Origin of the sequence: Pseudarthrobacter sp. NPDC058362 (assembly GCF_042723515.1) — a bacterium.
Classification (GTDB): Bacteria; Actinomycetota; Actinomycetes; order Actinomycetales; family Micrococcaceae; genus Arthrobacter.
In genome coordinates, this window is record NZ_JBHXIW010000005.1 from 93,563 (window position 1) to 117,644 (window position 24,082).

The window sequence follows — 24,082 nt, forward strand, 5'->3', positions numbered from 1 at the left end:
CCTTTCCTTAACGTCCGACGGCGGCGGCGGGCTTCAGCGGTACAGGCACCAGTTCCTGGAGTTCTTCGAGGGTGCAGCCGAAGGTTTCGCGGACGGTGACGCCCTCGGGGCCGGTGAGGAAGACGGCCTTGTCCGTGTAGACGCGGGTGACGCAGCCGACGCCGGTCAGCGGGTAGGTGCAGGCTTCCACGATCTTCGAGGCGCCTTCCCGGGTCAGGAGGGTCATCATCACGAAGACGTCCTTGGCGCCGGTGGCCAGGTCCATGGCCCCGCCGACGGCCGGGATGGCGCCGGGTGCGCCGGTGTGCCAGTTGGCGAGGTCACCGGTGACGGAGACCTGGAATGCGCCCAGGACGCAGATGTCCAGGTGCCCGCCGCGCATCATCGCGAACGAGTCCGCGTGGTGGAAGTACGAGGCGCCCGGGAGTTCGGTGACCGGAATCTTGCCGGCGTTGATGAGATCGCCGTCGATCTCCTCGCCCTTGGCCTCGGGGCCCATGCCGAGCATCCCATTCTCCGTGTGGAGCGTGATGTTCTGTTCCTCGGTGAGGAAGTTGGACACCAGGGTGGGCTGGCCGATGCCGAGGTTCACGAACGAGCCCGGGGCGATGTCACGGGCCACCAGGCGGGCCAGGTCGTCACGGCCCAGCGGGGTATCGGAGGTCTGGAGGGACAGTTTGTTGGACTGGATGGTCATTTCAGGCCGCCTTTTCTGCCGTGGCGCCGCTGCCGGCCACCTGGACGATGGTGTTGACGTAAATCCCCGGGGTGACCACGTTTTCCGGGTCCAGCGCTCCGGTGGGCACGATTTCGGAAACCTGCACGATGGTGTGCTTCGCGGCGGCGGCCATGATCGGACCGAAATTCCGGGCGGTCTTGCGGTAGACCAGGTTGCCCTTGCCGTCCGCCTTGAGCGCCTTGATCAGGGCGACATCGGCGTGGATGGGCGTCTCGAAGACCTGGCCCCGGCCGTCGATGATGCGGGTTTCCTTGCCCTCGGCGAGCATGGTGCCGTAACCGGTGGGCGTGAAGAACCCGCCGATCCCGGCACCGGCCGCGCGGATTCGCTCGGCGAGGTTGCCCTGCGGGACGAGCTCGAGCTCGATTTCGCCGGCCTTGTACTTGGCGTCGAAGTGCCAAGAGTCGGACTGCCGCGGGAAGGAGCAGATCATCTTCTTCACCCGGCCCTCCTTGATGAGCAAGGCCAGGCCCTGGTCGCCCTGGCCGGCGTTGTTGTTGACGACGGTCAGGTCCGTGGCGCCGCACTCCATCAGCGCGTCGATCAGCTCGAACGGCTGCCCGGCGTTGCCGAAACCGCCGATCATCACGGTGGAGCCGTCCTTGATCCCGGCCACGGCCTCGCCAACAGTGTCAATGAAATTCAGCATCTTTAGCCCTTCACTCCGGCAGTTACGTTTTCGAGGACGACGGCCAGGCCCTGGCCCACGCCAATGCAAATGGCCGCGATACCCCAGCGTTCCCCGGAGGCCTGCAGCGAGCGGGCCAGGGTACCCAGGATCCGGGTCCCGGACGCACCGAGCGGGTGGCCCATGGCGATCGCGCCGCCGTGCCGGTTCACGATCGAGTGGTCGATGCCCCAGGCGTTGAGGCAGGCCAGGGACTGCGCGGCAAACGCTTCGTTAAGTTCGACGGCGCCCACCTGGTCCCAGCCGATGCCCGCCTTTGCGAGGGCCTTGTTCGCCGCCTCCACCGGGGCGTAGCCGAAATACTGCGGATCGTTCGCGTGCGCTCCACGGCCAGCGATCCGGGCGAGCGGGTCCAGCCCGAGCACCCCGGCGGCAGCCTCGGATCCAATCCAGGCCGCGGAGGCGCCGTCGGACAGCGGGGACGCGTTGCCCGCGGTGACGGTGCCGTTTTCCGCGCGGAACACGGTCTTGAGGCCAGCAAGCTTCTCCGCAGAGGAACCGGGGCGGATGCCCTCGTCCCGCACCAGGTCCGTGCCCGGCACCGGAGCCACAAGGTTGTCATAGAACCCCTCGTCCCAGGCGGCGGCGGAGAGGCTGTGGGAGTTGGCGGCGAATTCGTCCTGGGCCTCACGGGTGACGCCGTACTTTTCGCGGAGCCGCTCGGTGGCCTCGCCCAGGGAGATGGTCCAGTCCTGGGGCATCGCCTTGTTCACCAGGCGCCAGCCCAAAGTGGTGGAGGCCAGTGTCATGTCCCCGGCCGGGTAGGGCTTCTCCGTCTTGGGCAGCACCCAGGGCGCGCGGGACATCGATTCGGCGCCGCCCACCAGCATCAGGTCCGCGTCGCCCGCATTGATCTGGCGGGACGCGATGATGGCAGCGTCCAGCGAAGAGCCGCAGAGCCTGTTGACCGTGGTCCCGGGAATGGAGACCGGCAGTCCGGCCAGGAGCGTGCCCATGCGGGCGATGTTGCGGTTCTCCTCGCCGGCGCCGTTGGCGTTGCCGAAGACCACTTCATCGATCCGCTCCGGGTCCAGTGCGGGGGCGCGCTTCACGGACTCTTTGATCACGTGCGCGGCCAGGTCGTCCGGGCGGACCGCAGCCAGTCCGGAGCCGAACTTGCCGAACGGGGTGCGCACGGCGTCGTACACAAAAGCCTGGTTCATGGGGTGGTGTCCATTTCTCGAAACACTTGCTGGGCGGTTTTGAAGGCGGTGTTGGCTGAGGGGACGCCGCAGTAGATGGCGGTCTGGAGGAGGATTTCCTTGATCTCGTCCCGGGTCAGGCCGTTGCGGAGTGCTGCGCGGACGTGCATGGCCAGCTCTTCCCAGTGCCCGTGCGCCACCATGGCCGTCAGGGTCACGGCGGAGCGCATCTGGCGGGACAGTCCGGGCCGGGTCCAGATTCCGCCCCAGGCGATCCTGGTGATCATGTCCTGGAAGTCCTCGGTGAACCCGTCCTTGCTGGCGTTGGCCCGGTCAACGTGGGCGTCGCCCAGCACTTCGCGCCTGACGGCCATGCCGCCGTCGTAGATTTCCTGGCTGGTGGCCCCCGGCTGTACGACGCCGTGGCGCGGGTCGCCGGCGCTCACGCCTGTTCTCCGTTCGTTTCGGCCCAGGAAATGAGGCTGCGCATCAGGTCCGCAACGTGCGCCGGTGCCTCGGCCGGGGCAAGGTGCGCCACGCCCTCAAGGCTCACGGCCGTGGCGGTGCCGCCGCCCGCGGTGATTCCGGACGCCACCTCTTCGGCCATCGACGGCGGCGCCACCCCGTCCAGGGCGCCGGCAATGATCTGCGTGGGGACGCGGATGCTGCCCAGTTCGCTGCGCACGTCAAAGGCTGCCAGGGCCTCGCAGCAGAACGCGTAGCTGAAACGGTCGGCGTCGCGCAGGGAATGCAGGAGGCGGCTGCTGAAGTCCGGCTCGCGGTCCATGAAACCGGGGGCGAACCAGCGCTCGGCGGAACCCTGGATCATCACGGCCGTCCCCTGCGTACGTACGGTTTCGGCGCGTTCGAGCCAGGCCTCCGGGGTGCCGATTTTGGCTCCGCTGCACTGCACGGACAGGCTCCTGAGGCGTTCCCCGTGCTTGATGCCCAGCTGCAGGCCGGTGGCCCCGCCCAGGGAGACGCCGGCGTAGTGGAAGTCCGCACCCGGTGCGATGGAATCCACCAGGTCCACCACGGCACCGGCCAGGTCGGCGACGTCGAAGGTCTCGGCCGCAGCAGGCGAGACACCGTGGCCGGGCAGGTCCCACGCGACCACGTCGTAATCGTTGCCCAGCAGGGAGGCAGCCCGGTTCCACAGGAGGGTGGACGTGCCCAGGGATGGGCCAGCCACCAGCAGGGGGTGCTCACCGAGGGGGCGCTGGGGAGACAGCAGGGCGGCTTTCAGTGCGGGCTTAACCACGGTTGGCTCCGTTCGGGTCGGTGCTGGATGGGGCAAAGTCGGGATAGGCTGCCAGGATGCGCCGCGCGATCTCCGGCGACTGGCCAAGGTAGCTGGCCGGATCCAGGAGTTCGGCGAGCCGCAGGTCCGTGAAGGTGTCGGCCGGGACGGCGTCGCGCAGCAGCCTGCGGTAGGTAGCCGGCTGCTCTGCGGGCGGGGCTTCCAGGGTCCGGTCGACCACGGCCTGGAGCTGCTGCCTGCCGTTCAGGCCGTCCCGTTCCGGAAGCAGCGGGGCCACGGCCGCGCTCACGCCTTCGGCCAGCAGCAGCGGCCCGGCCAGGTCCAGGTTGCGGCGCATGGCGTCCGGGAACACCCGCAGGCCTTCGGCCAGCTCCCGGGCGTGGCCTGCAGCGCCCAGCGTGAGGGCGAGCAGCTGCCGGAGAGCGGGCCATTCGGTGTGCCATGCGCCGTCGGGGCGTTCGTCGTTGAAGTTCGCGGCCGCAAGGTGCAGCTGGGCGGCCAGCCCGGGAGCCTGCAGCGCCGCGCTGCGGACCAGGACGGACAGGACCGGGTTCTGCTTCTGTGGCATCGCGGAGGACACGCCACGGCCGGCAGCCCGCGGCTCCGCTGCCTCGGCTACCTCGGGCCGGCTCAGGAAGAGCACGTCCGCGGCGATCTTGCTGAGCGCGTCCAGCACGGAGGCCAGGGCGTGGCCAAGTGCGGTGACGGGCAGCCGGTTGGTGTGCCACGGTCCCGGCGCGGGCGCCAGGCCCAGCTGCGCAGCCAGTCCGTCGGCCAGGCTGAACGGGGTGGCCGGGTTGAACGGCGTGGCCGGGTTGAACGGGCCGGCCGGGGCGTCCGCGGTGAGGACCGTCGCGGCGGCAAGCGTTCCCGCGGCCCCGCCCAACTGCACGGGAAACTGCAGCCCGGCGAGCTGACGACCGGCGGCGGCCACGCCGTGGAACCACTGCGCAGCCCGCAGCCCGAAGGTGTAGGGCAGGGAATGCTGGGTCAGGCTCCTGCCGACGCACAGCGTGTCCGCATGCTGCCCGGCCAGGGCGGCGAGCGCCGCCGTCGTGCCTTTGAGGTCCCCCAGCACCGCCTCCACGGTGTTCCGGGCCAGCAGCATGAGTGCCGTGTCCAGGACATCCTGGCTGGTCAGCGACGTGTGCACGGCCTTCGCTGCCCCAATGCCCGCATGGTCCAGCGCGGCCACGTTCTTCCGCAGGTCTGCCAGCAGCGGGATGACGGGGTTGCCCCCGCCCTGTGCGCGCCGGGCGATATCCGCTGCGTCGTAGCGGCCGGGTTCAGCGGCTGTGCTGACGACGGCGGCAGAACCGGCAGGGGCCAGGCCCGCCTTTTCGAGGACGGCAGCCCAGCCGGACTCGACGGCGAGGATCGCCGCGAGTACCGCGCCGTCGCCTGTCAGCGCCGCCACCACGGGTGAGGCGGAGACGGGACTGAGCAGGCCGGCGTCGAACGTTCCCGGAAAGGCGCCACCCGCGCCGGCTGACTGGCTCACTGGAAGTCCAGGAAGACTGTTTCGCCCTCGCCCTGCAGGCGGATGTCCCAGGTGAGGCCGCCGTCGGCGCCGCGGCGCGCAATCAGCGTGCTGCGCCGCTCCGGCTCCAGCGATGAGAGCAGCGGGTCCTTGGCCAGGGCGGCCTGGTCCTCCGGCAGGTACACCCTGGTGAACAGGCGGTTCATCAGGCCGCGGGCAAAGACGGCCACCGAGATGAACGGCGCCGCGCCCGGCTCGGTAGGGCCGGGGTTGACCGTAGTGAAGGTGAACTGTCCCGTGTTGCCCACGGCAGAACGGCCCCAGCCGGTGAACGTGTAACCGTCGCGAACCAGGGAACCGGTGCGCTGGACCACCTTGCCCTCGGCGTCCGGCTGCCAAATTTCCAGGATGGCGTCCGGGATGGGCTGGCCGGCGCCGTCATACACGGTGCCCTGGAGGCGGATGGAGCCGGGCGAACCGGGCGCCAGCAGTTCGCTGTCCTTGGCGAATGGCAGCGCGTAGCCGTAGAAGGGGCCCACGGTCTGGCCGGGGGTGGGGACGAGCTTATTCATGGTCATCTCCGTCTGCTCCCATCGCTTCATTCTCGGTCCAGGTCCGCTTGGGGCCGGTCAGGACGATGTCCCAGTTGTAGCCCAGCGCCCACTCGGGGCTGGTGAGGCTGTGGTCGTAGCTGGCCACCAGCCGGTCGCGCGCGTCCTGGTCCACGATGGACTGGTAGATGGGGTCCAGCGGGAACAGCTGGTCCCCCGGGAAGTACATCTGGGTCACGATGCGCTGGGTGAACTCGGTGCCGAATAACGAGAAGTGGATGTGCGCCGGACGCCACGCGTTCAGGTGGTTCTTCCACGGGTAGGCGCCGGGCTTGATGGTGGTGAACCGGTAGGAGCCGTCCGGGCCGGTGATGCAGCGGCCCACGCCGGTGAAGTTGGGGTCCAGCGGCGCCGGGTGCTGGTCGCGCTTGTGGATGTAGCGGCCCGCGGAGTTGGCCTGCCATATCTCCACCAGCTGACCGGCCACCGGGCGGCCGTCGCCGTCCAGGACGCGGCCGGTGACGATGATACGTTCGCCGAGCGGTTCGCCATTGTGCTGGATGGTCAGGTCCGATTCCAGCGCATGCACGTCCTGGTGGCCGAAGGCCGGGGAGTACAGCTCGATGGTCTCCGGGTCCGCATGGTGCAGGCTCTTGGTGGGGTGCCGCAGGATGCTGCTGCGGTAGGGGGCGTAGTCCAGCCGTGGCTGCGTCTCCACGGCAGCTCCGTCCTTGACGGCCTGGGCGTACGCTTCGCCGAGGGCGGCCATCTCGGCGCTGAGGTCCGCCTGGCCCTCTGCGGCGGCGTCGAGGGGTGCGTGGCCTGCCTTGGGTTCGGCGGGAGGCACGAGCTCCTCTGATTCGGCGTTGGTCTCTTCCGGCACGGCTGGCTCCTTTCTGATGCTCTGGTTATCTGCTGGGTTGGTGGGGTTGGCGGTGGTCGTACTGGACGGCGTGTCGGACCGGGGCGTTGGGGGCGCCGTAGCCGTCATAGCCGCCTCGGCGTTCCACCATTTCGAAGAACACGCTGCCCACGGTGGCGGTGTAGAAGTGGAGGAACTCGCCGTCTCCGTCCCGGTCATAGAGCAGGTTCAGGTCCTGCAGGGTGGCGAGGAACTCCGGGTCCAGGCCGAAACGGGCGTCCAGGTCCTCGTAGTAGTTGGCCGGGATCTGCAGGAAATCGAGGCCCCGGTCCCGGGCGGCACGGGCGGTGGCCACCAGGTCGTCCACGGCGAAGGCCACGTGCTCCTGGTAGGCCTTGCGCGGCTGCCGGTCCCCCTGCCCCGCGGGTGCCTGCTGGATGGGCGCGAGGTTCAGCACCAGGCGAACGGCCGCGTCCGAGGTCTGCATGACCTGCGACCGGACCAGGCCGCTGGGGCTGGGCACCTCGGCGAACGGCAGCGGCTCCAGGGCCAGCGCGCTGGTGTAGAACAGCACGGCCTCGTCGAAATGCTGCCACGGCTGGGCGAGATTCACGTGGTCGATCACCGCCCGGGTGGGGGAATGGGGATGCTCCAGGCCTTCGCCGAATTCGTGGGTCCATGCTGCCGTGCCATCCGGGCTGCCCTGGCACAGGAAGATTTCGGTGGAGTCCGGGGCGCAGATGCCCTGGAACACTTCCTCGTCCGCCTGCACTTTCCGGGCGACCACGGGGGCCTTGAGCTGCTGGGCCCGCGCTGAGGCAATCACGGGGGATTCGACGTCGAAGCCCAGCGCCGCGATGGCCGGCTCGGCGTGCCCGGCGGCCTGTTCGTTGATGATGACCCGCGCCTGGCCCATGGTCCAGAGCTGAACGTCCTTGGTCCGGTGCCGGCCCTCAAACTGGAAGCCAAGATGGCCCAGGAGCTTCTCCAGCTGCGCGGTGTCCTCAGCCTTGACCTCGGCAAAGTTGAAGCCGGCGGGTTCGTTCACCTTGGGCAGGGTGGCCAGCTCCATGGGATAACGACGGCGGAGCGCAGCGCGGCCGGTCCCGTCGGCTCCGGCGGCGTTCCCCGCGAGCCATTTGGCACTCTGCTCCTCCAGCCAGATGAGGGACCGCATGGCGTCCACGGCCGTCCGTTCCACGTCCGACTGGCGGAACACGTCGTTGAAGACCTCCAGCGAGACCGGCCCGGAGTAGCCGGCACGGACCACGTGGCCCATGAACTTGGCCAGCTCGAACTGCCCTTCGCCCGGGAAAACCCGGTAGTGGCGGCTCCAGGAGAGGACGTCCATGGAGAGCTTGGGGGCATCGGCCACCTGCACGAAGAAGATCTTGTCCGCGTTGATCTGCTCGATCGGAGCGGTGTCCCAGTCGCGGGACAGGATGTGGAAGGAGTCCAGGCAGGTTCCGAGATTGGGGTGGTCCACCATCTGCACCAGCCGGTACGCGTGCTCGTAGTCGTTCACGTACTTGCCCCAGGCCAGGGCCTCGTACGCCACCTTGATGCCGTGGTCGCCGGCAAGCCCGGCAAGCTGCGCCAGCTGGGAGGCGCGCAGGCCGTCGTCGTCAATCGTGGCTGTGGCGACGTTGGAGCAAACCAGGACCGTGTCCATTCCCAGACGGGTCATGAGCCGGAACTTTGCCGCGGCCCTGCGGAGGTTGGCTTCGAGCAGGTCCGGGGTGACGCCGTCGAAATCCCTGAACGGCTGGTAAAGGTCAAGTCCCAGCCCCAGGTCCGCGGCCATTTTGCGGACGTCCTCCGGGCTGAGCGGGGAGGTGACCAGGTCCTGTTCGAAGATTTCGATGCCGTCGAAGCCGGCGATGGCGCAGGCCTGCATCTTTTCCTTCAGCGTGCCGGACAGGCAGACCGTGGCGATTCCGGTGCGCATCAGGCGGCCACCTCTTCAGCGGCCACGAGCTCCAGGAAGTGGGCGCGCATGCGCTCCGGATCCGCTTCCAGGCCGGTGAAGATCCGGAAGGCGTCAGCAGCCTGGCCGACAGCCATGCGGCCGCCGTCGAGCACCTGGCAGCCCTTGCCACGGGCGGCACGGACCAGCTCGGTGTCAATGGGCCGGTAGACGATGTCCGCCACCCAGTGGCGCGGCTCCAGCAGTTCCAGGTCCAATGGCGCGCCCGGGTGCGCGGCCATGCCCACCGGAGTGCAGTGCACCAGGCCGTCGGCGGCGCGCATCAGCTGCGGCAGCTCCGACGTCGTACGCGCCGTTACGGTGCTGTCCGGGAAGAGACCGCCCAGCTCGGCAGCGCGCACTTCGGCGCGCATCGGGTCAACGTCCACGAGGTCCAGGGCACGGACCCCGGCGGTCAGAAGGGCATAGGCGACGGCGGACCCGGCACCGCCGGCGCCGAGCTGGACGACGCGGTCCAGCGCTGCGCCGGGGAGTCCGGAGGCGAGCGCCGCAGCGAAGCCGGAAAAGTCGGTGTTGTGGCCGATGAAGCGGCCATGCCGGATAAGCACTGTGTTAACCGCGCCCAGCCGGCGGGCGTCCGGGGTGACCTCGTCAAGGTGTTCGAGGACCAGCTGCTTGCAGGGGTGAGTGATGTTCAGGCCGTTGAAGCCCAGGGTGCGGGCGCTCTGGAGGATGCTGCCGACGGCCTCACCGGGCAGGCCCAGCTCCAGGAGGTCGATGGGCCGGTAGAGGTAGCGCAGGCCCTGCACATCCCCCTCACGTTCGTGCATGGGAGGCGTGAGTGAAGGCATGACGCCCTCGCCGACCAGTCCTACAAGGCAGGACTCAGTCTGATTACTCATCCGCGCAGCTCCTTTGGTTACGGCACCGGAAGCCGGGTGCGGGCTGTGCCGCAGGGCCGGTTTCGATGATGGTGATTACGGTACAGGAAAAGTTCACTTAGCGCACTATCGTTCGGGATACGAACACTAGCGCTGCGGCAAGCGGGCCGCCAGTTCCGCGGCGGCCTCCTGGAGGAGCGGTACGTGGGCTATCAGCTCCTCAAGGGAGAGACGGAAAACGGGGACGGCCGTAGCCAAGGAGGCGAACGCGAAGCCCTGGGCGTTCAGCAGCGGGACAGCCACCGCGCGCATGCCCGCCTCGTTTTCCTCGTCCATCACCGCATAGCCCTGCCGCCGCACCTGCTCGATCTCCGCCCGGAAGGCCTCGCGACTGGTGATGGATTTCTCGGTCAGCGCCTCCAGCGGCAGTTCTGCCAGCAATTCCTCCCGCTCCGCGTCCTCCGCGAACGCCACCAGCGCCTTGCCCACGGCGGTGGTGGACAGGGAACCCAGATGGCCGGGGTCGCTGGTTACCCGAAACATCTGCGGCCCGTCCACCTTGTTCACGGTGAGGTGATGCTGGCCGTCGCGCACGCTCAGGATCGTGGCCTCGCCGGTCTGTTCGGTCACCCGGCGCAGGACCGGCATGGCGGCACCGGCGAATCCATGGTGGTTCGAGACCCGCTGGCCCAGCTGGAACACGCGGAGGCCCAGGTGGTAGCGCCGGCCATCCGGCTCGTAGTCGACGAACCCGTCGCGGGCCAGGGAGCCGAGAAGGCGGTACGTGGTGCTGAAGGGCAATTGCGCCTGGCGGGAAATTTCCGCCGCACTGGCGCCGCGGGGTTCGTCGCCCAGGAGAACCAGCAGGCTCAGGGCTTTGCCGACCATGTCCACGCGTCCCGGGCTCTTGCCTGCGGGCTGGTTGTCAGCAGCTTCGACATCATCGTCCACTGTGGTTTGATTCACACTCATGACTCGATATTGCCACAATGTGAGAGCTATTTCTAGATTGTGAGAAATTTCTTGACAGGTGATGGGACTCACAGCCATCATTGCTGTATCGCACAAGTAGCTCCCACCATGTGGCTACTCGTCCCGGTTCTTCTCCGGACACCAGCCGCGCACCGCACCCTGCCCGCATCAAGGCACCGGCGGCTGCGGACCCAGATCCACCCGCGACAATGTCGTCACACTAAGGAACTTCATGAGCCAGACAACTTCGCCGGCCGCGCAGGCCTCGGGCGTCCACGGCGGCACCCCAAAGAAAGCCGCAGTCGCCAGCTTCCTGGGCAGCGCCGTCGAGTACTACGACTTCTTCATCTTCGGTTCGGCTGCCGCACTGATCTTCCCCACCGTCTTCTTCCCCAACGCCGATGCCAACGCAGCCATCATGTCCTTTGCCACGTTCGGGTTCGCCTACGTGGCGCGGCCCGTGGGGGCCGTCATCCTGGGCCACTTTGGGGACCGGGTGGGCAGGCAAAAAGTCCTCATGTTCACGCTCGTGCTGATGGGCGCCTCGACCTTCCTCATCGGCTGCCTTCCGGACTTCAACACGGTGGGCTGGTGGGCCCCGGCGCTGTTGGTGCTGGCCCGCCTGTGCCAGGGTCTGTCCGCTGCCGGCGAGCAGGCCGGTGCATCCTCCATGACCTTGGAACACGCTCCGGACAACCGCCGCGCCTTCTTCACCTCCTGGACCCTGACCGGTACCCAGGGCGGCCAGATCCTCGCTGCCCTGGTGTTCATCCCGGTCCTGGCCCTGCCGGACGAAATCAAGTTCGGCATCGGCTGGCGCATCCCGTTCTGGCTCAGCGCGCTGGTGGTTGTAGTGGCCTTCTTCATCCGCCGCACCCTGCACGAACCCCCGGCCTTCGAAGAAGCACAGAAGTCCGCCCAGATCTCCAAGCTTCCTGTCGCAGACCTGCTCCGCGGACACTGGCAGGACGTCCTGCGCGTTATCTGCTGCGCCTTCATTGCCGCGGTGTCCACAGTGTTCGGCACCCTTGCCATCAGCTACGCCAAGACGGTAGCCGGCGTGGACGGCAGCATCACCCTCTGGCTGGTGGTGGGTGCCAACCTGGTGGCACTGGGCACGCAGCCGCTCTTCGGCATGCTGGCGGACCGGATCGGCCGGAAGCCCGTCTTCATCTACGGCGCACTGGCAAGTGCAGTCCTCACCCCGGTGTTCCTGCTCAGCCTGGAATCCGGCAGCATCCCGCTGATGTTCCTGGCCGCCATTGGAATGTTCTCCTGCGGCTACGCCGCCTCCAACGCCGTATGGCCGTCCTTCTACGCGGAAATGTTCAGCACCAAGGTCCGGTTCTCCGGCCTGGCCATCGGCACGCAGCTCGGCTTCCTGATGGCAGGGTTCGCACCGGCCATCGTGGCGGCCATGGGCGGCATCAAGCCCGGCGGATGGGTGCAGATCAGCATCTTCACGGCCGTCATCTGCACGGTTGCGGCCATCTCCGCCTCGACCGCCAAGGAATCCTTCAAGGTCCCCACCAAGGAGCTGGGGCTCAAGTAACGCCGGGCGTCGTTCGCTCCCGCCCGGTTGCTATTGCGAAAGCCCGCCGTTCCCGGCAGTAATCCCGGGAACGGCGGGCTTTCTCTCTGCTTGCCTCCGGCTGGGGCGGCACCAACCGGGCTGGAACGCACAGTGGCCCGCTGCTACCCTCGCCCGGTCTCGAGGACCGAGGCCAAATCGAAGTTCACCGGTTCCTCCAGCTGCGCGTAGGTGCAGGATTCAGGATCCCGGTCCGGGCGCCAGCGGTTGAACTGGGCCGTGTGGCGGAACCGTTCACCCTCCATATGGTCGTACCGGACCTCCACCACCAGGTCCGGGCGCAGCGGCACGAAGGAGAGGTCCTTGCCGGCGCTCCACCGGCTGCCCTCGGCGTTCCGCGGTGTGCGCTCCCCTTCTTCCTGCCTGGCCCAGGCCCACGGGTGGTCCTCGAAGTCCGTCACCAGGGGCTGCAGCTGTTCAAACAATTCCCGGCGCCGGGCCATGGGAAAGGCGCCGATCACCCCGACACTGGCCAGGCCGCCGTCCTCCTTGTACAGGCCGAGCAGCAGAGATCCGATAGCGTCCGGGCCGCTCTTGTGCAGCCGGTACCCGGCCACCACGCAGTCCGCGGTCCGTTCATGCTTGACCTTGTACATGACGCGCTTATCCGGCTCATACTTGCCGTCCAGCCGCTTGGCCACGATGCCGTCCAGACCTGCCCCCTCGAACTGCTCGAACCACTGCCCTGCCGTGTCCTGGTCCGTGGTGGCGGCAGTGAGGTGCACCGGGGCAGTACTGGCTGCGAGCGCCTTCTCAAGGGCCGCCCGGCGCTCCGAAAAAGGCCTTCCTGTGAAGTTGTCGTCCCCCAGGGCCAGCAGGTCGAAGGCGACGAAGCTGGCCGGGGTCTGTTCGGAGAGCAGTTTCACCCGGCTGGCCGCGGGGTGGATGCGCTGCTGCAGCGCGTCGAAATCGAGCCTGTCCCCGGATGATCCCACCAGGATGATTTCGCCGTCCACCACGCAGCGAGGCGGCAGGTTCTCCTTAAGTGCGGTTACCAGCTCCGGGAAGTAGCGGGTCATGGGCTTTCCGTTGCGGCTGCCGATCTCCACGTCATCCCCGTCGCGGAAGATGATGGACCGGAAACCGTCCCACTTGGGTTCGTAGCTGAGGCCCGCGCCGACCGGGATATTTCCGATCCCGCTGACTGACTTGGCGAGCATGGGCGGGACGGGCGGCATCACGGGCAGTTCCATGGTGCCCATTCTTGCCCGTCCCGCGCAGACGGGAAAGGGCCCCGTCCAGAGGACGGGACCCTTTCCGTGCGGCAGTCCGCGGATGATTCCGGGAAATTAGGCGGGCAGGCCTGCCGGGTCGGTGACCGGCGCTTCCTCAACCGGGGCCACAACCACGGCGTTCTGTGCCTCGTACTGCTCGGCAAGTGCCTGGTAGGCGGCCTTGGCCTGGTCCACGGCAACCTGGTTGGCAGCCTTCAGGGACTTCAGCGCCTCGAGGTTGGTGGCGCGGAGGGCCTGGACCTGGTCCTGGGCTGCTTTCTTGGCGGTGCCCTTGGCCGACTTGGTGGCCTCGAGGGCAGCCTTTTCGGCGGCCTGGTAATCGGCGTGTGCCTGCTTCTCGGCAGTGAGAGCGTCGGCCTGGACGGTCTTGAAGGCCGCGAATGCCGCCTCTACCTCTTCGAGGGTGACCGGTGCAGCCACAATTTCCTCCACGGCCACGTAGCCGCTGTCCACGGTGGCGTCAGAAGCGAACGCGGCCCCTGCGCCTGCGCCTGCCATGAGGCCGGTTGCGAGGACTGCTGCTGCCATTTTGGTGATTGCTGACATGTAATGACTCCATTGGTTTGGGGAAGTGTCGCAGCCGGTCCAGCACCAGCTGTCCATTCCAAAGTAGCCAGCCGAAACCAGCGTGGAGGGAACCTTGGGCTGATCCTTGCCAAACCCTTTCCGGGGTCGGATTTTCCTGCGGGAAACCTGCACGCATGCTTGCCTTGGGCTGTTGAACGCTCGACAGAACGCTATCGGGAACGGTAGAGGTTAACGATGGTTACTGTCGGGTTTCACGCATCGCATGAACAAATCAGTCCGGGCCGCCTGCTCCAGGACGTCCAGCACGCTGAGCAAGCCGGCTTTGACGCCGCCATGTGCTCGGACCACATCGAACCCTGGTCCGCGCGGCAGGGCCACTCCGGCTTCGCCTGGTCATGGCTCGGCGCCGCCCTGGCCACCACCGGCCTGCGCTTCGGGGTGGTCACCGCGCCCGGCCAGCGCTACCACCCGGCCATCATCGCCCACGCCTCGGCCACCCTGGCCAGCATGTTTCCGGACCGGTTCTGGATGGCACCCGGCAGCGGCGAGAACATGAACGAGCACGTCACCGGAGACGCCTGGCCGCCCAAGGCAACCCGGCAGCAGCGGCTTGAAGAATGTGTGGACGTCATCCGCAGGCTGCATCGCGGTGAGGAAGTCACCCACCATGGCCTGGTGACAGTGGAACAGGCCCGGATCTGGGATGTCCCGGACACTCCGCCGCCGCTGATCGCTCCGGCCATCAGCGTGGAAACGGCACGCCGCGGGGCAGCGTGGGCGGACGGCCTGGTCACCGTGAACCAGCCCGCCGCTAAACTCAAGGACATGCTGGCTGCCTACCGGGGCAACGGCGGCCACGGCAAGGCCGTCCTCCAGGTTCACCTGTCCTGGGCGCCCAGCGAGGAAGAGGCCACGGCCATCGCAATGGACCAGTGGCGGACCAACACCTTCGCCCCGCCCGTTCCGTGGGACCTGCCCACCGCCGGGCATTTCGACGGCGTAAGCGGCACCGTGGGCGAGGAACAGGTCCGGAAATCGGTCAACGTTTCGGCAGACCCTGCCCGGCATGCCGCATGGCTCGCTGAGTACGCGGACCTGGGCTTCGATGAGCTGTACCTGCACTTCGTGGGTCAGGAGCAGGCCGCGTTCATCGACACGTTCGCGGACCAGGTCCTGCCCCAGCTGCGGACCGCGGGAGCCTACGCATGAGGATCGCGGAAACCTCGGACCTGTGGTGGAAGAACGCCGTCATCTACTGCCTGGACGTGGAGACGTTCTTCGACCACGACGGCGACGGCACCGGCGACTTCGCCGGCCTCACCCAGCGTGTGGACTACCTGGCCGCCCTGGGGGTTACCTGCATCTGGCTCATGCCCTTCTATCCGTCCCCGGACCGGGACGATGGGTACGACGTGACGGACTTCTTCGGCGTGGATCCGCGCCTGGGCACGCTGGGTGATGTGGTGGAGTTCATCCGCGCCGCCAAGGACCGCGGCATGAGGGTAATCGCGGACTTCGTGGTGAACCACACCTCGGACCAGCACCCCTGGTTCGTCGAGGCCCGCAAGTCAACGGACAACCCTTACCGGGACTTCTACGTCTGGCGCCCGGACTCTCCGCCGGACACCTCCGACGAGGTGGTGTTTCCCGGAGAGGAGAACTCGCTGTGGACCAAGGATGAGGCCACCGGGGAGTGGTACCTGCACATGTTCGCCAAGCACCAGCCTGACCTGAACGTAACCCACCCGAAGGTGCGGGACCAGATTGCCAAGGCGATGGGGCTCTGGCTGGAAATTGGCCTGGACGGCTTCCGACTGGACGCGGTGCCGTTTTTCCTGGAGACCCGCGGCCAGCCAAAGGACCAGGCGGCCAACCTCGATCCGCACGGTTATCTTGCCGCGCTGCGGAGCTTCGTGAGCCGCCGCAACGGCAGCGCCGTGCTGCTGGGTGAAGTGAACCTGCCCTACAAGGAACAGCTGGAGTACTTCGGCGGCCCGGAGGGCAACGAGCTGAACATGCAGTTCGATTTCTTGTCCATGCAGAATATCTACCTGTCCCTGGCTCGCCAGGATGCACGCCACCTCGGGGAGACGCTGAAGAGCCGTCCGCCTATCCATCCGGACAACCAGTGGGCCATGTTCGTGCGCAACCATGACGAACTAACGCTGGACAAACTTGGCGAAGGGGAACTGCAGGAGGTCTTCGACGCCTTCGGGCCGGAGAAGAACATGCAGATCTACGGCCGGGGCCTGCGCCGCCGCCTGCCTCCGATGCTCGGCGGCGATGCTGAACGGCTGCGAATGGTGTACTCGCTGATGTTTTCGCTCCCGGGCACCCCGGTCCTGTTCTATGGCGAGGAACTGGGCATGGGCGAGAACCTGCGGCAGAAGGGCCGCGCCGCCGTCCGCACCCCCATGCAGTGGACCAGCGAAAAGAACGGCGGATTCTCCACCGCCAAGGCCTCGGACCTTGTGGCTCCGCTGGTCCAGGGCGAATACGGCCCGGAGAACGTTAACGCCGCGGCGGCCAAGCGGGACCCGGAGTCACTCTTCAATTTCATGTCGGCCCTGATCAGCCGCTACCGCGAATCACCTGAACTGGGGTGGGGCGAATTCAGCATCATCGACCAGCCTGAGCCCGCTGTCTTCGCGCACACCTCCACCTCCGACGGCGGCACCCTCGTCCTGCTCCACAACTTCAGCGAAAAGACTGTGAAGGTCACGGGTTCAGTCGCCTCGGAGTCTGGTCCGGCCGGCGATTTCCGGAATTCCCGGCTCCTTGACCTGTTCGACGGCGAGAACGCCGCCGTGGAACCGGACGGCACCTTCACGGTGGAGCTTGGGCGCTACGGCTACCGGTGGTTCCGCCTGCACCGCAAGGGGGACCGGCTGGCGCCGTGAAACCTGCAGGGCGCCAAGAACTAACAGCCCCCTAACCGCGGGGAAACAGGGACGCAATAACGCCCGGCCACACTGGAAGTGCAGGCAAGAGCCGGCACCCGCTCCAGCCAGGAGGCCCCGCCATGTTGAAGAAAGCGACCCCGCAGGTTACTCGCGTCCGCGCCTTGGATCAGCTGCACCGCGGCGACGAAATTGAGGCCCGCCTCTCCGTGGGCCCGTCGTACGACGACGTGGTGGTGCGCCGCGGCAGCGTCCAGGAGACGGCGCCGGGCATCGGTGTCGTCTGGATCCTGGACCGCGTGAGCGGGCTCCGGAAGGCCGTCAATACGGACGAGTGCAGCGTGTGGCGGGTCGCCTGATCATCGCCCCTCGCGACCCTCTCTCAGTTAACGCTCTTAAAGTTCCAACCCTCTATCAGTTGATGCGCACGAAACCAAAACGCTCTCTCACCTTTGCGGCGGCCCGGTGGCGGTCAGTGACAGAGCGTCCCCCGGGGAGCGACATCAAGTGAGAGAGCGTGGGAAGGGTGGCGGGCGGACGGACGACGGCGGCACGCCGGTCGCGGCCGCGGGCGCAGTCAGGAGGGACTGCCCGCAGCCGCGGTGGTAACGCCCCGGACGTTTAGCCGCCGGCCACGGACTGGATGACCAGGATTTCCTGCCCGGGCAGGACCTCCGTTTCCAGGCCCTGCAGCCGCCGCACCTCGTCCCCGTCCACGTAAATGTTCACGAACCGCCGCAGCGCTCCGGTTTCGTCCCGCAACCGGCGGCCGAGCACTGTGAAGTCGCCGGTCACGGCATCCAGGAGTTTTCCCACCGTCACCGGCCCGTCAGCGGGCGCAGTCAGGATGGACTGCCCGCCGGCGAGTGGCTGCAGGACGCCGGGAAGGACCACGCTGATCTCAGCCACCGGCCACCACGGCGGCACGGACGCACAGGACATCGGGCAGGTGCGACGCCACTTCCGCAAAGGTTTCGCCTTCGTCCGCGCTGGCGTAAACGGATCCGCCGCGGGTCCCGAAGTAGACCCCGGCCGGTTCCGCGGTGTCCACTGAAGCGGCATCGCGCAGGACGCTGTTGTACTCCCGGTCCGGCAGCCCCGCATCATGCCTCCGCCAGGTGGCCCCGGCGTCGTCCGTCCGGTGCACGGCTAGTTCGCCCCCGGGAGGGATTCGTTCGCCGTCCGCCTTCAGGGGAATAACCCACGCCGTGCCGGCCCGCCGGGGATGTGCCAGCATGACGAAGCCGAAGTCCGCGGGCAGGCCGTCGGCGATGGATTCCCACGTGTCTCCGTTGTTTTCCGTGCGGTAGACGCCGTGGTGGTTCTGGGCGTAGAGGCGGCCCGGGACGGCCGCGTCGGCAGCGATCTTGTGGACGCACTGGCCGAACTCGGGCTGGGGATCCGGCATGAAGTACGCGGAAATGCCGCGGTTCCTGGGCTCCCAGGAGGCTCCGCCGTCGGAAGACCGGTAAACGCCGCCGGTGCTCATGGCGACGTGCACGGTGTCCCCGTCCGGCTGCACCGCGATGGAGTGGGCCGCAGCACCGCCGTACCCGGCGCCCCACTCGGAGCGGTGCGGATGGTCCCAGAGGCCGCGGTTGAGCTCGAAATGCTGCCCGCCGTCCGTGGATTTCCAGAGCGAAATGGGCTCGGCGCCCGCCCAGACCACACCGGGGCGGGACGCTGCGTCCGGGTGGATCTGCCAGATCCGCTCCACCGCGGCTCCGGTGTCCGGCGGGAAGCTGATTGCGCCTTCCAGGGGTTCGGACCACGTGGCACCGAGATCATCCGAATGGGCCACGGTGGGTCCCCAATGTTCGCTGCGGACGCCCACCATGATCCGGGTGCGGCCTTCACGCGTGTCGATTCCGATGCTGGGAATCTCGTTCATCAGGAAGTGCGGCCCGTTCAGGGACCAATCGCGGCGGTCACTGCTGCTGGCCAGCCACAGGCCCTTCTTGGTGCCGATCGCCAGGAGGTAGCTCTCAGCTGACGCCACGGCTAATCAACAAATTCCGACTGCGTCTCGATGAAGTCCCAGTCAGCCTCCGAGAGCACGGCCGCCGCCTGGTCCGGGGAGGGGCCTCCGGCCCGGGCGATGCCCTGCAGCACCGGCGGCGGAATCTCCGCGGCCCGGAGGTTCTCCCGCAGCCATTCCTTGCTGGCCAGGTCCAGGTCCAGCCACCACATGAAGATTTGCATGCCGTCACGCACCCTTTCGTTTGTTTCCACGTTAGGCGCGGGCGCGGGACCGGACAAGGGTCCCCCCACCGGCTATGGATGGCCGGACAGGTGGCGCGGACGTTTTCCGCGTAGCTGCGCGGCCGTCCCCGTAGCCACGGTGGAAAAAGTCGGGTACCGCCCACCCGGGACGCGCCGCCGCGGTGTTCCTAGCCTGAATCTCACCACCTTTGCCCGAATTTCCCGCAGCGGACCAGGAGCATCATGCGCACGGAACGCAGCCGCCATGCCGCCCCGCGCGGGGTGCCCTGGTGGCGGTGGGACCGCGCCGACGTTGCCATCCTGATGTCCGGCGCCCTGGCCTTCCTTGTCCTCACCTTCGGCGGCCCCCTCGTCCAGTACGGCAGCAGCCTGACGCTGGGCGCCGGCGGGCCTGGCGGCGCGGCGGCGGCGCCCGCCTCGTTGCCGGCCGGCGTCGTGCCTTCTCCTACTGCACCGTCCCCCACCGCGGCACAACGGACGACGGCGACTCCCGCGCCCGCCTCCACGCCCCCGCCTGGTCCGGTGCTTCCGGCCGCCGCGGCACCGTTGCGGGTCCGTTACGCCGGCGCGGATTTCAACGTTCCGGTGCATCCGCTGAAGCTCGACAGCCGGGCCACCACCATCGAACCGCCGCCCACCAAGGACGGGTACTGGCTCAGCCCGTACGGTTCGCCGGGGAAGGGGTCCACCAACACGACGTACGTGATCGGCCACAGCTGGGACGGCGTGGACGCCCCCTTCAACCACCTCAGCTCACAGGCCGCGAAAGGTGACCGGTTCGCCGTCGACACGGCCTCCGGGACCATCACCTACCGGGTGGAGAGCATCACCACGTACCTGAAATCCAGCCTCAAGGACAGTCCTGTCTGGGACGTTGTGCCCAACCGGCTGGTGCTTATCAGCTGCTACACGCAGGACCTGTGGGGCAAGAACGTGGTGGTTATAGCCTCACCGGCCCCCGCGTAACGGTGCGGCCTGTTCAACCGTGATGGGCGGGCAGACAATAAGGTATGGCCGCTGAAGAGTCCGCTTCCCTGCCCCTGCTGGTCGGGGTGGTCCCCGGGCAGCATCCCGAAGTGCTGGCCACGGCGGCGTCGCTGGCAGCACGGCTGGGAGTCCCGCTGTCCTGCGCCTATGTGGACGAGGCAAGCTACGTCGTCGAGTGGGACCCTGCGCGCTCAGCCCACCGGTTGTCCCCGCACCCCGGCGCGGACGATGCCGACATGGCTGCACTGACCGCCGGGCTGAAGGAGGCAATCACCGCAGCGGCGGCTGGCGCAGGAGAACCTCCGGCGCAGTGGTCGCTGCACACACTGACTGGTGACGCGGCCCGCGCCCTGGGCCGGCAGGCCGCAGAACTGGGAGCGTCGATGATCATTGTGGGCACCTCGGAACGCGGCCTCGCCCACCGCATCTCGGAGGCGTTGAACGGTTCCGTAGGGACATGGCTGAGCCATCACCAGGACCGCCCCGTCCTGGTGGTTCCGCCGCGCCCGGAGCGGGACTCGAGCCCGGAAAAGCGCCGCGAAAAATAAAGCGAAAGTAGTTATTCGCGGTGCTGGCGGCGGGCCATACCAGCCCGTAAGCTGGACCAAGCAGGCCGGATCCCCAGGGTTTCCGGAACTGCCCCAAAGCTGCTCCGGAGTGCGTATCCCCCAATAACGCACTCCGGAGCTTTTTGCGTTCCGGGTGCCGTTGGGTGCCCAGCTGTGCGTGCGTCGCCACCCGAGGCCATACCCCCTGGGGGTACTTGCGTAGATACCCCTCAGGGGTATATGTTGTGGCTATGGAGCATACGGAAGAGACGCTGGCCGGCGTTGGGGGCCCAGCCCCGCAGCACGGTTATTCCGGCAACAAGGACGCCTACCTCCGCCGCCTCAAGCGGATTGAGGGTCAGGTGCGCGGCATCGCGCGCATGGTGGATGAGGACAAGTACTGCATCGACATCCTCACCCAGGTGTCCGCTGTGACGAAGGCGCTGCATGCGGTCAGCCTGGGGCTCATGGAGGAGCACATCGGCCACTGCGTGGTCGGCGCAGCTGCCGAGCCGGACCCGGAGGCCCGCGCCGAAGCCATCGACGCCAAAGTCAAGGAAGCGGCGGACGCCATCGGCCGCCTGCTCCGCTAAGCATTCCCCCACCCAACCCTCCTGCCACCGCAGGCACACCGCGAAGGAGCATGCCATGAGCACCACCTCCCCCACCACCACCGAGGTCAGCGTTTCCGGGATGACCTGCGGCCACTGCGTCTCGGCCGTTACCGAAGAACTGGAGGCCCTTGAAGGCGTCCAGGGCGTTGACGTGGACCTCAACGCCGGCGGGGTGTCCACCGTGACCATCACCTCCGCCAAGGAACTCTCCCCGGCGGAGATCGGCGAGGCCGTGGCGGAGGCCGGCTACCTCGTCGTCGCCAACGAAGCCTAGGAAAACCCGCCACTGGGCGACCGCCTCGGCGGACGCCGGACCGTCCCAAGGAGATGCCATGAGCAGCCAGGAACTCCTCAACCAGCCGGGCAGCCGGGTGGTAGAGCTCGACATCGAGGGCATGACCTGCGCCTCCTGCGTTGCGCGGGTGGAGAAGAAGCTCGGCAAGCTGGACGGTGTGGCGGCCTCGGTCAACCTCCCGCTGGAATCGGCCCACGTCACAGTACCGGCCGGCATCACGGATGAACAGATCACGGCAACCGTAGCGGCCGCCGGCTACAAGGCACGGGTCCGGGTGCCTCAGGAGTCGGCCATCGATGCCGGGGACCTGCCCACGGAACCAACCGCGCACGGCGAATCCCACGCCGCCGGCACCCTCCGCCCGCGCCTGATCCTAGCGGCTGTACTGACGCTGCCGGTCTTCCTGATCTCGATGGTCCCGGGCTTCCAGTTTCCGCACTGGGGCTGGGCCGCCGCGGCGCTCTCGCTGCCGGTGGTCACATGGGCGGCCTGGCCGTTCCACCGCGCAGCCGCCGTGAACGCCCGGCACCTTGCCTCCACCATGGACACGCTGGTCTCCATCGGCGTGACCGCGGCCTACCTGTTCTCGGCGTGGCAACTGCTCGCCGATCCCCGCATGACCGAGCACCCGGGCATGGAGGGCATGGACACCGGGGGCCTCTACTTCGAGGTGGCCGCCGTGGTCACCACGTTCCTGTTGCTGGGACGCTACCTGGAGGCCAATGCCAAGCAGAAGGCCGGCGATGCGCTTAAGGCTCTCCTGAACCTGGGCGCCAAGGATGCCACCGTGCTGCGGGACGGTACCGAGCTGCGGGTGCCCGCGGAGACCCTGCGGGTGGGCGACGTCCTGGTGGTCCGGCCCGGCGAGAAAATCGCCACGGACGGCGTGGTCGTCAACGGCAGTTCCGCCGTCGATGCCTCTTTGGTCACCGGCGAATCGGTCCCAGTCGAAGTGGGACCGGACAGCCGCGTCACCGGCGCCACCATCAATACCTCCGGCCGGCTGCTGGTGCGCGCCACCCGGGTGGGCAGCGAAACCACGCTGGCGCAGATGGCCCGGCTGGTGTCCCAGGCGCAGACGGGCAAGGCACCCATCGCACGGCTGGCGGACCGGATCAGCGCCGTCTTCGTTCCGGTGGTCCTGGCCATCGCCGTGGTGACATTCGCGGCATGGCTGCTCACGGCAGGGCCGCACATCACCTCCGGTGAGCTGCGCGCGGCCTTCACCGCCGCCGTCGCGGTTTTGGTCATTGCCTGCCCGTGCGCCCTCGGGCTGGCCACTCCGGTCGGCCTGCTGACGGGGACGGGACGCGGCGCCCAGCTGGGCATCCTGATCAAGGGCCCGCAGGTCCTGGAGGACACCCGGACGGTGGACACCATCCTGCTGGACAAGACCGGCACGGTCACCACCGGCGTCCTTGCCGTTGACGGCATCATCGCGTTCGGGGGCCTCGATGCCGCCCGGGTGCTGCGCCTGGCGGGCGCGGTGGAAGCCGCTTCCGAGCACCCCATTGCGCACGCCATTGCGGCTGCAGCACGGAATGCGGCCGACGACGGACGCCTGCCTTCCGTGGACAAGTTCAGTTCCGCGCCGGGCGGCGGGGTGGTCGGAACAGTGGAAGGGCAGCTGGTCATCGCCGGCCGCACCGGATGGCTGGAGCAGAACAGCGTGGCACTCAGCGAGGAGCAGCGCGGGGCTTTGGCCGACGCCGAGGATGCCGGTGCCACCGCCATCTGGGTGGCCATTGACGGTGGCGTGGCCGGGATTGTGAGCCTCCGGGACTCCATTAAGGACGGGTCCGCGCAGGCAGTGTCCCGCCTCCGGGAGCTCGGGCTGCGGCCCATCCTGCTGACCGGCGACAACGCCGCCGTGGCCGCCCAGGTGGCTGCCGCCGTCGGAATCGCTGCGGCGGATGTCTACGCGGGCGTCCTGCCCGAGGGGAAAGTGGATGCCGTCCGGAAGCTCCAGGCCGCCGGTGCCACCGTAGCCATGGCGGGCGACGGCGTGAACGACGCCGCAGCGCTGGCTCAGGCGGACCTTGGCATTGCGATGGGGTCGGGAACGGATGTGGCCATCGAGGCCGCGGACCTGACCGTGATGGGCAACGACCTTGCCCAGGTGGCGCAGGCCATCGAGCTATCCCGGCGCACGCTGGCCACCATCAAGACCAACCTGTTCTGGGCGTTCTTCTACAACGCCGTGGGCATTCCGGTGGCGGCCCTGGGCCTGCTCAACCCGATGATTGCCGGTGCCGCGATGGCCGCGAGCTCGGTGCTGGTGGTGGCCAACTCGCTGCGGCTCCGGAGCTTCGGCAAGTAGCCACGTCCGCCGCTGCCGGCCGGCGCGTCAGGCCGTGCCGTAGCGTACCGCGGCGCGCGCCTTGGCCTTGGCGGCCTCGGTGTCGCGGTCCTTGGGCGGCGCCTGGGTGACGAGGGCGTCCAGGAGGTGCTGGGTGATGTGCGCGATCTCATGGACGGCATGGTCGAACGCTTCCTGGTTGGCCTTGGACGGCTTGGTGCTGCCGCTGATCTTGCGGACATATTGCAGGGCCGCGGCGTGGACCTCCTCGGAGGTGGCGTGCGGCTCGAAGTTGTGGAGAGTTCGGATGTTCCGGCACATAACCCCATGCTAGGCCCGGGCCGGCTGATGCGTCAGTG

At 67.9% G+C, this 24,082-nt stretch carries 26 protein-coding genes; 9 read left to right on the top strand and 17 right to left on the bottom strand.

Annotation, left to right across the window (positions count from 1 at the left end):
* Positions 1-7 precede the first annotated feature (7 nt).
* From ACFWIX_RS11655 to ACFWIX_RS11705, 11 genes are all read right to left on the bottom strand, one after another.
* The gene (locus tag ACFWIX_RS11655; RefSeq protein WP_377216283.1) at positions 8-697 is read right to left on the bottom strand and encodes a 3-oxoacid CoA-transferase subunit B; all 690 of its coding nucleotides are present in this window, start codon (positions 695-697) and stop codon (positions 8-10) included.
* A 1-nt stretch (position 698) separates the two neighbouring features.
* Positions 699-1,388 carry a 3-oxoacid CoA-transferase subunit A gene (locus ACFWIX_RS11660; protein WP_377216284.1) on the bottom strand — a complete coding sequence of 230 codons (690 nt, stop codon included), beginning with the start codon at positions 1,386-1,388 and terminating at the stop codon, positions 699-701.
* A 2-nt stretch (positions 1,389-1,390) separates the two neighbouring features.
* Positions 1,391-2,590 (bottom strand): thiolase family protein, encoded by a 1,200-nt coding sequence (locus ACFWIX_RS11665; protein ID WP_377216285.1) that lies wholly within the window; start codon positions 2,588-2,590, stop codon positions 1,391-1,393.
* Positions 2,587-3,015 (bottom strand): 4-carboxymuconolactone decarboxylase, encoded by a 429-nt coding sequence (pcaC, locus tag ACFWIX_RS11670; RefSeq protein ID WP_377216286.1) that lies wholly within the window; start codon positions 3,013-3,015, stop codon positions 2,587-2,589. The genes ACFWIX_RS11665 and pcaC overlap by 4 nt, the downstream gene beginning before the upstream one ends.
* Positions 3,012-3,830 carry an alpha/beta fold hydrolase gene (locus tag ACFWIX_RS11675; RefSeq protein ID WP_377216287.1) on the bottom strand — a complete coding sequence of 273 codons (819 nt, stop codon included), beginning with the start codon at positions 3,828-3,830 and terminating at the stop codon, positions 3,012-3,014. Before ACFWIX_RS11675 ends, pcaC begins: the two co-directional genes overlap by 4 nt.
* Complete coding sequence (locus tag ACFWIX_RS11680; RefSeq protein ID WP_377216288.1) at positions 3,823-5,331, bottom strand: lyase family protein; 1,509 nt, start codon at positions 5,329-5,331, stop codon at positions 3,823-3,825. Before ACFWIX_RS11680 ends, ACFWIX_RS11675 begins: the two co-directional genes overlap by 8 nt.
* Entirely contained in the window at positions 5,328-5,882 is a 555-nt protein-coding gene (gene pcaG / locus ACFWIX_RS11685; RefSeq protein ID WP_377216289.1) for a protocatechuate 3,4-dioxygenase subunit alpha, read from the bottom strand. The genes ACFWIX_RS11680 and pcaG overlap by 4 nt, the downstream gene beginning before the upstream one ends.
* A complete protein-coding gene (pcaH, locus tag ACFWIX_RS11690; RefSeq protein WP_377216290.1) occupies positions 5,875-6,744 on the bottom strand; it encodes a protocatechuate 3,4-dioxygenase subunit beta in 870 nt (289 codons plus the stop codon). Before pcaH ends, pcaG begins: the two co-directional genes overlap by 8 nt.
* A gap of 25 nt (positions 6,745-6,769) precedes the next feature.
* Entirely contained in the window at positions 6,770-8,671 is a 1,902-nt protein-coding gene (locus tag ACFWIX_RS11695; protein WP_377216291.1) for a bifunctional sugar phosphate isomerase/epimerase/4-hydroxyphenylpyruvate dioxygenase family protein, read from the bottom strand.
* Entirely contained in the window at positions 8,671-9,552 is an 882-nt protein-coding gene (locus ACFWIX_RS11700; RefSeq protein WP_377216292.1) for a shikimate dehydrogenase, read from the bottom strand. Before ACFWIX_RS11700 ends, ACFWIX_RS11695 begins: the two co-directional genes overlap by 1 nt.
* 126 nt (positions 9,553-9,678) lie before the next feature.
* Positions 9,679-10,503, bottom strand: a complete 825-nt coding sequence (locus tag ACFWIX_RS11705; protein ID WP_377216293.1) for an IclR family transcriptional regulator — start codon at positions 10,501-10,503, stop codon at positions 9,679-9,681.
* A 232-nt stretch (positions 10,504-10,735) separates the two neighbouring features.
* Between ACFWIX_RS11705 and ACFWIX_RS11710 the strand changes: the two genes are divergently transcribed.
* A complete protein-coding gene (locus tag ACFWIX_RS11710) occupies positions 10,736-12,055 on the top strand; it encodes an MFS transporter (RefSeq protein ID WP_377216294.1) in 1,320 nt (439 codons plus the stop codon).
* A 143-nt stretch (positions 12,056-12,198) separates the two neighbouring features.
* Here ACFWIX_RS11710 and ACFWIX_RS11715 read toward each other — a convergent pair whose 3' ends face one another.
* Together ACFWIX_RS11715 and ACFWIX_RS11720 are read right to left on the bottom strand one after the other, a co-directional pair.
* Positions 12,199-13,287 carry an ATP-dependent DNA ligase gene (locus tag ACFWIX_RS11715; protein ID WP_377216295.1) on the bottom strand — a complete coding sequence of 363 codons (1,089 nt, stop codon included), beginning with the start codon at positions 13,285-13,287 and terminating at the stop codon, positions 12,199-12,201.
* 96 nt (positions 13,288-13,383) lie between these two features.
* Positions 13,384-13,875, bottom strand: a complete 492-nt coding sequence (locus ACFWIX_RS11720; RefSeq protein ID WP_377216296.1) for a hypothetical protein — start codon at positions 13,873-13,875, stop codon at positions 13,384-13,386.
* A gap of 216 nt (positions 13,876-14,091) precedes the next feature.
* Between ACFWIX_RS11720 and ACFWIX_RS11725 the strand changes: the two genes are divergently transcribed.
* The 3 genes from ACFWIX_RS11725 (at position 14,092) to ACFWIX_RS11735 (ending at position 17,116) form a co-directional block, all read left to right on the top strand.
* A complete protein-coding gene (locus ACFWIX_RS11725) occupies positions 14,092-15,066 on the top strand; it encodes a TIGR03885 family FMN-dependent LLM class oxidoreductase (protein WP_377216297.1) in 975 nt (324 codons plus the stop codon).
* Entirely contained in the window at positions 15,063-16,757 is a 1,695-nt protein-coding gene (locus tag ACFWIX_RS11730) for an alpha-amylase family protein (protein WP_377216298.1), read from the top strand. Before ACFWIX_RS11725 ends, ACFWIX_RS11730 begins: the two co-directional genes overlap by 4 nt.
* Positions 16,758-16,879: 122 nt before the next feature.
* Positions 16,880-17,116 carry a hypothetical protein gene (locus ACFWIX_RS11735; RefSeq protein WP_377216299.1) on the top strand — a complete coding sequence of 79 codons (237 nt, stop codon included), beginning with the start codon at positions 16,880-16,882 and terminating at the stop codon, positions 17,114-17,116.
* Positions 17,117-17,378: 262 nt separating this feature from the next.
* Here the strand turns inward: ACFWIX_RS11735 and ACFWIX_RS11740 are convergent, their stop codons facing one another.
* The 3 genes from ACFWIX_RS11740 to ACFWIX_RS11750 are packed head-to-tail and all read right to left on the bottom strand — an operon-like array spanning position 17,379 to position 18,959.
* A complete protein-coding gene (locus tag ACFWIX_RS11740) occupies positions 17,379-17,699 on the bottom strand; it encodes a MoaD/ThiS family protein (protein ID WP_377216300.1) in 321 nt (106 codons plus the stop codon).
* Positions 17,659-18,756 carry a WD40/YVTN/BNR-like repeat-containing protein gene (locus ACFWIX_RS11745; RefSeq protein WP_377216301.1) on the bottom strand — a complete coding sequence of 366 codons (1,098 nt, stop codon included), beginning with the start codon at positions 18,754-18,756 and terminating at the stop codon, positions 17,659-17,661. The genes ACFWIX_RS11740 and ACFWIX_RS11745 overlap by 41 nt, the downstream gene beginning before the upstream one ends.
* A 2-nt stretch (positions 18,757-18,758) precedes the next feature.
* Complete coding sequence (locus ACFWIX_RS11750; protein WP_377216302.1) at positions 18,759-18,959, bottom strand: hypothetical protein; 201 nt, start codon at positions 18,957-18,959, stop codon at positions 18,759-18,761.
* A 243-nt stretch (positions 18,960-19,202) separates the two neighbouring features.
* On the opposite strand from ACFWIX_RS11750, the gene ACFWIX_RS11755 reads away from it, so the two are divergent.
* The 5 genes from ACFWIX_RS11755 (at position 19,203) to ACFWIX_RS11775 (ending at position 23,744) form a co-directional block, all read left to right on the top strand.
* Entirely contained in the window at positions 19,203-19,946 is a 744-nt protein-coding gene (locus tag ACFWIX_RS11755) for a class F sortase (protein ID WP_377216303.1), read from the top strand.
* A 44-nt stretch (positions 19,947-19,990) separates the two neighbouring features.
* Entirely contained in the window at positions 19,991-20,515 is a 525-nt protein-coding gene (locus tag ACFWIX_RS11760) for a universal stress protein (RefSeq protein WP_377216304.1), read from the top strand.
* Between the two features lie 251 nt (positions 20,516-20,766).
* Positions 20,767-21,108, top strand: a complete 342-nt coding sequence (locus tag ACFWIX_RS11765; protein ID WP_377216305.1) for a metal-sensitive transcriptional regulator — start codon at positions 20,767-20,769, stop codon at positions 21,106-21,108.
* Between the two features lie 55 nt (positions 21,109-21,163).
* Entirely contained in the window at positions 21,164-21,403 is a 240-nt protein-coding gene (locus ACFWIX_RS11770) for a heavy-metal-associated domain-containing protein (RefSeq protein WP_377216306.1), read from the top strand.
* Between the two features lie 58 nt (positions 21,404-21,461).
* A complete protein-coding gene (locus tag ACFWIX_RS11775; protein ID WP_377216307.1) occupies positions 21,462-23,744 on the top strand; it encodes a heavy metal translocating P-type ATPase in 2,283 nt (760 codons plus the stop codon).
* Positions 23,745-23,771: 27 nt separating this feature from the next.
* On the opposite strand, the gene ACFWIX_RS11780 is transcribed toward ACFWIX_RS11775, so the two are convergent.
* Positions 23,772-24,044, bottom strand: coding sequence for a DUF2277 domain-containing protein (locus ACFWIX_RS11780; RefSeq protein ID WP_377216308.1), 273 nt, complete (start codon positions 24,042-24,044; stop codon positions 23,772-23,774).
* Positions 24,045-24,082 lie beyond the last annotated feature (38 nt).

Coding starts and splice junctions, on each gene's coding strand:
- ACFWIX_RS11655 (WP_377216283.1), bottom strand. CDS start 697: ATGACCATCCAGTCCAACAAACTGTCCCTCCAGACCTCCGATACCCCG.
- ACFWIX_RS11660 (WP_377216284.1), bottom strand. CDS start 1,388: ATGCTGAATTTCATTGACACTGTTGGCGAGGCCGTGGCCGGGATCAAG.
- ACFWIX_RS11665 (WP_377216285.1), bottom strand. CDS start 2,590: ATGAACCAGGCTTTTGTGTACGACGCCGTGCGCACCCCGTTCGGCAAG.
- pcaG (WP_377216289.1), bottom strand. CDS start 5,882: ATGAATAAGCTCGTCCCCACCCCCGGCCAGACCGTGGGCCCCTTCTAC.
- ACFWIX_RS11695 (WP_377216291.1), bottom strand. CDS start 8,671: ATGCGCACCGGAATCGCCACGGTCTGCCTGTCCGGCACGCTGAAGGAA.
- ACFWIX_RS11700 (WP_377216292.1), bottom strand. CDS start 9,552: ATGAGTAATCAGACTGAGTCCTGCCTTGTAGGACTGGTCGGCGAGGGC.
- ACFWIX_RS11705 (WP_377216293.1), bottom strand. CDS start 10,503: ATGAGTGTGAATCAAACCACAGTGGACGATGATGTCGAAGCTGCTGAC.
- ACFWIX_RS11710 (WP_377216294.1), top strand. CDS start 10,736: ATGAGCCAGACAACTTCGCCGGCCGCGCAGGCCTCGGGCGTCCACGGC.
- ACFWIX_RS11715 (WP_377216295.1), bottom strand. CDS start 13,287: ATGGAACTGCCCGTGATGCCGCCCGTCCCGCCCATGCTCGCCAAGTCA.
- ACFWIX_RS11720 (WP_377216296.1), bottom strand. CDS start 13,875: ATGTCAGCAATCACCAAAATGGCAGCAGCAGTCCTCGCAACCGGCCTC.
- ACFWIX_RS11725 (WP_377216297.1), top strand. CDS start 14,092: ATGGTTACTGTCGGGTTTCACGCATCGCATGAACAAATCAGTCCGGGC.
- ACFWIX_RS11730 (WP_377216298.1), top strand. CDS start 15,063: ATGAGGATCGCGGAAACCTCGGACCTGTGGTGGAAGAACGCCGTCATC.
- ACFWIX_RS11735 (WP_377216299.1), top strand. CDS start 16,880: ATGTTGAAGAAAGCGACCCCGCAGGTTACTCGCGTCCGCGCCTTGGAT.
- ACFWIX_RS11740 (WP_377216300.1), bottom strand. CDS start 17,699: ATGTCCTGTGCGTCCGTGCCGCCGTGGTGGCCGGTGGCTGAGATCAGC.
- ACFWIX_RS11750 (WP_377216302.1), bottom strand. CDS start 18,959: ATGCAAATCTTCATGTGGTGGCTGGACCTGGACCTGGCCAGCAAGGAA.
- ACFWIX_RS11755 (WP_377216303.1), top strand. CDS start 19,203: ATGCGCACGGAACGCAGCCGCCATGCCGCCCCGCGCGGGGTGCCCTGG.
- ACFWIX_RS11760 (WP_377216304.1), top strand. CDS start 19,991: ATGGCCGCTGAAGAGTCCGCTTCCCTGCCCCTGCTGGTCGGGGTGGTC.
- ACFWIX_RS11765 (WP_377216305.1), top strand. CDS start 20,767: ATGGAGCATACGGAAGAGACGCTGGCCGGCGTTGGGGGCCCAGCCCCG.
- ACFWIX_RS11770 (WP_377216306.1), top strand. CDS start 21,164: ATGAGCACCACCTCCCCCACCACCACCGAGGTCAGCGTTTCCGGGATG.
- ACFWIX_RS11775 (WP_377216307.1), top strand. CDS start 21,462: ATGAGCAGCCAGGAACTCCTCAACCAGCCGGGCAGCCGGGTGGTAGAG.
- ACFWIX_RS11780 (WP_377216308.1), bottom strand. CDS start 24,044: ATGTGCCGGAACATCCGAACTCTCCACAACTTCGAGCCGCACGCCACC.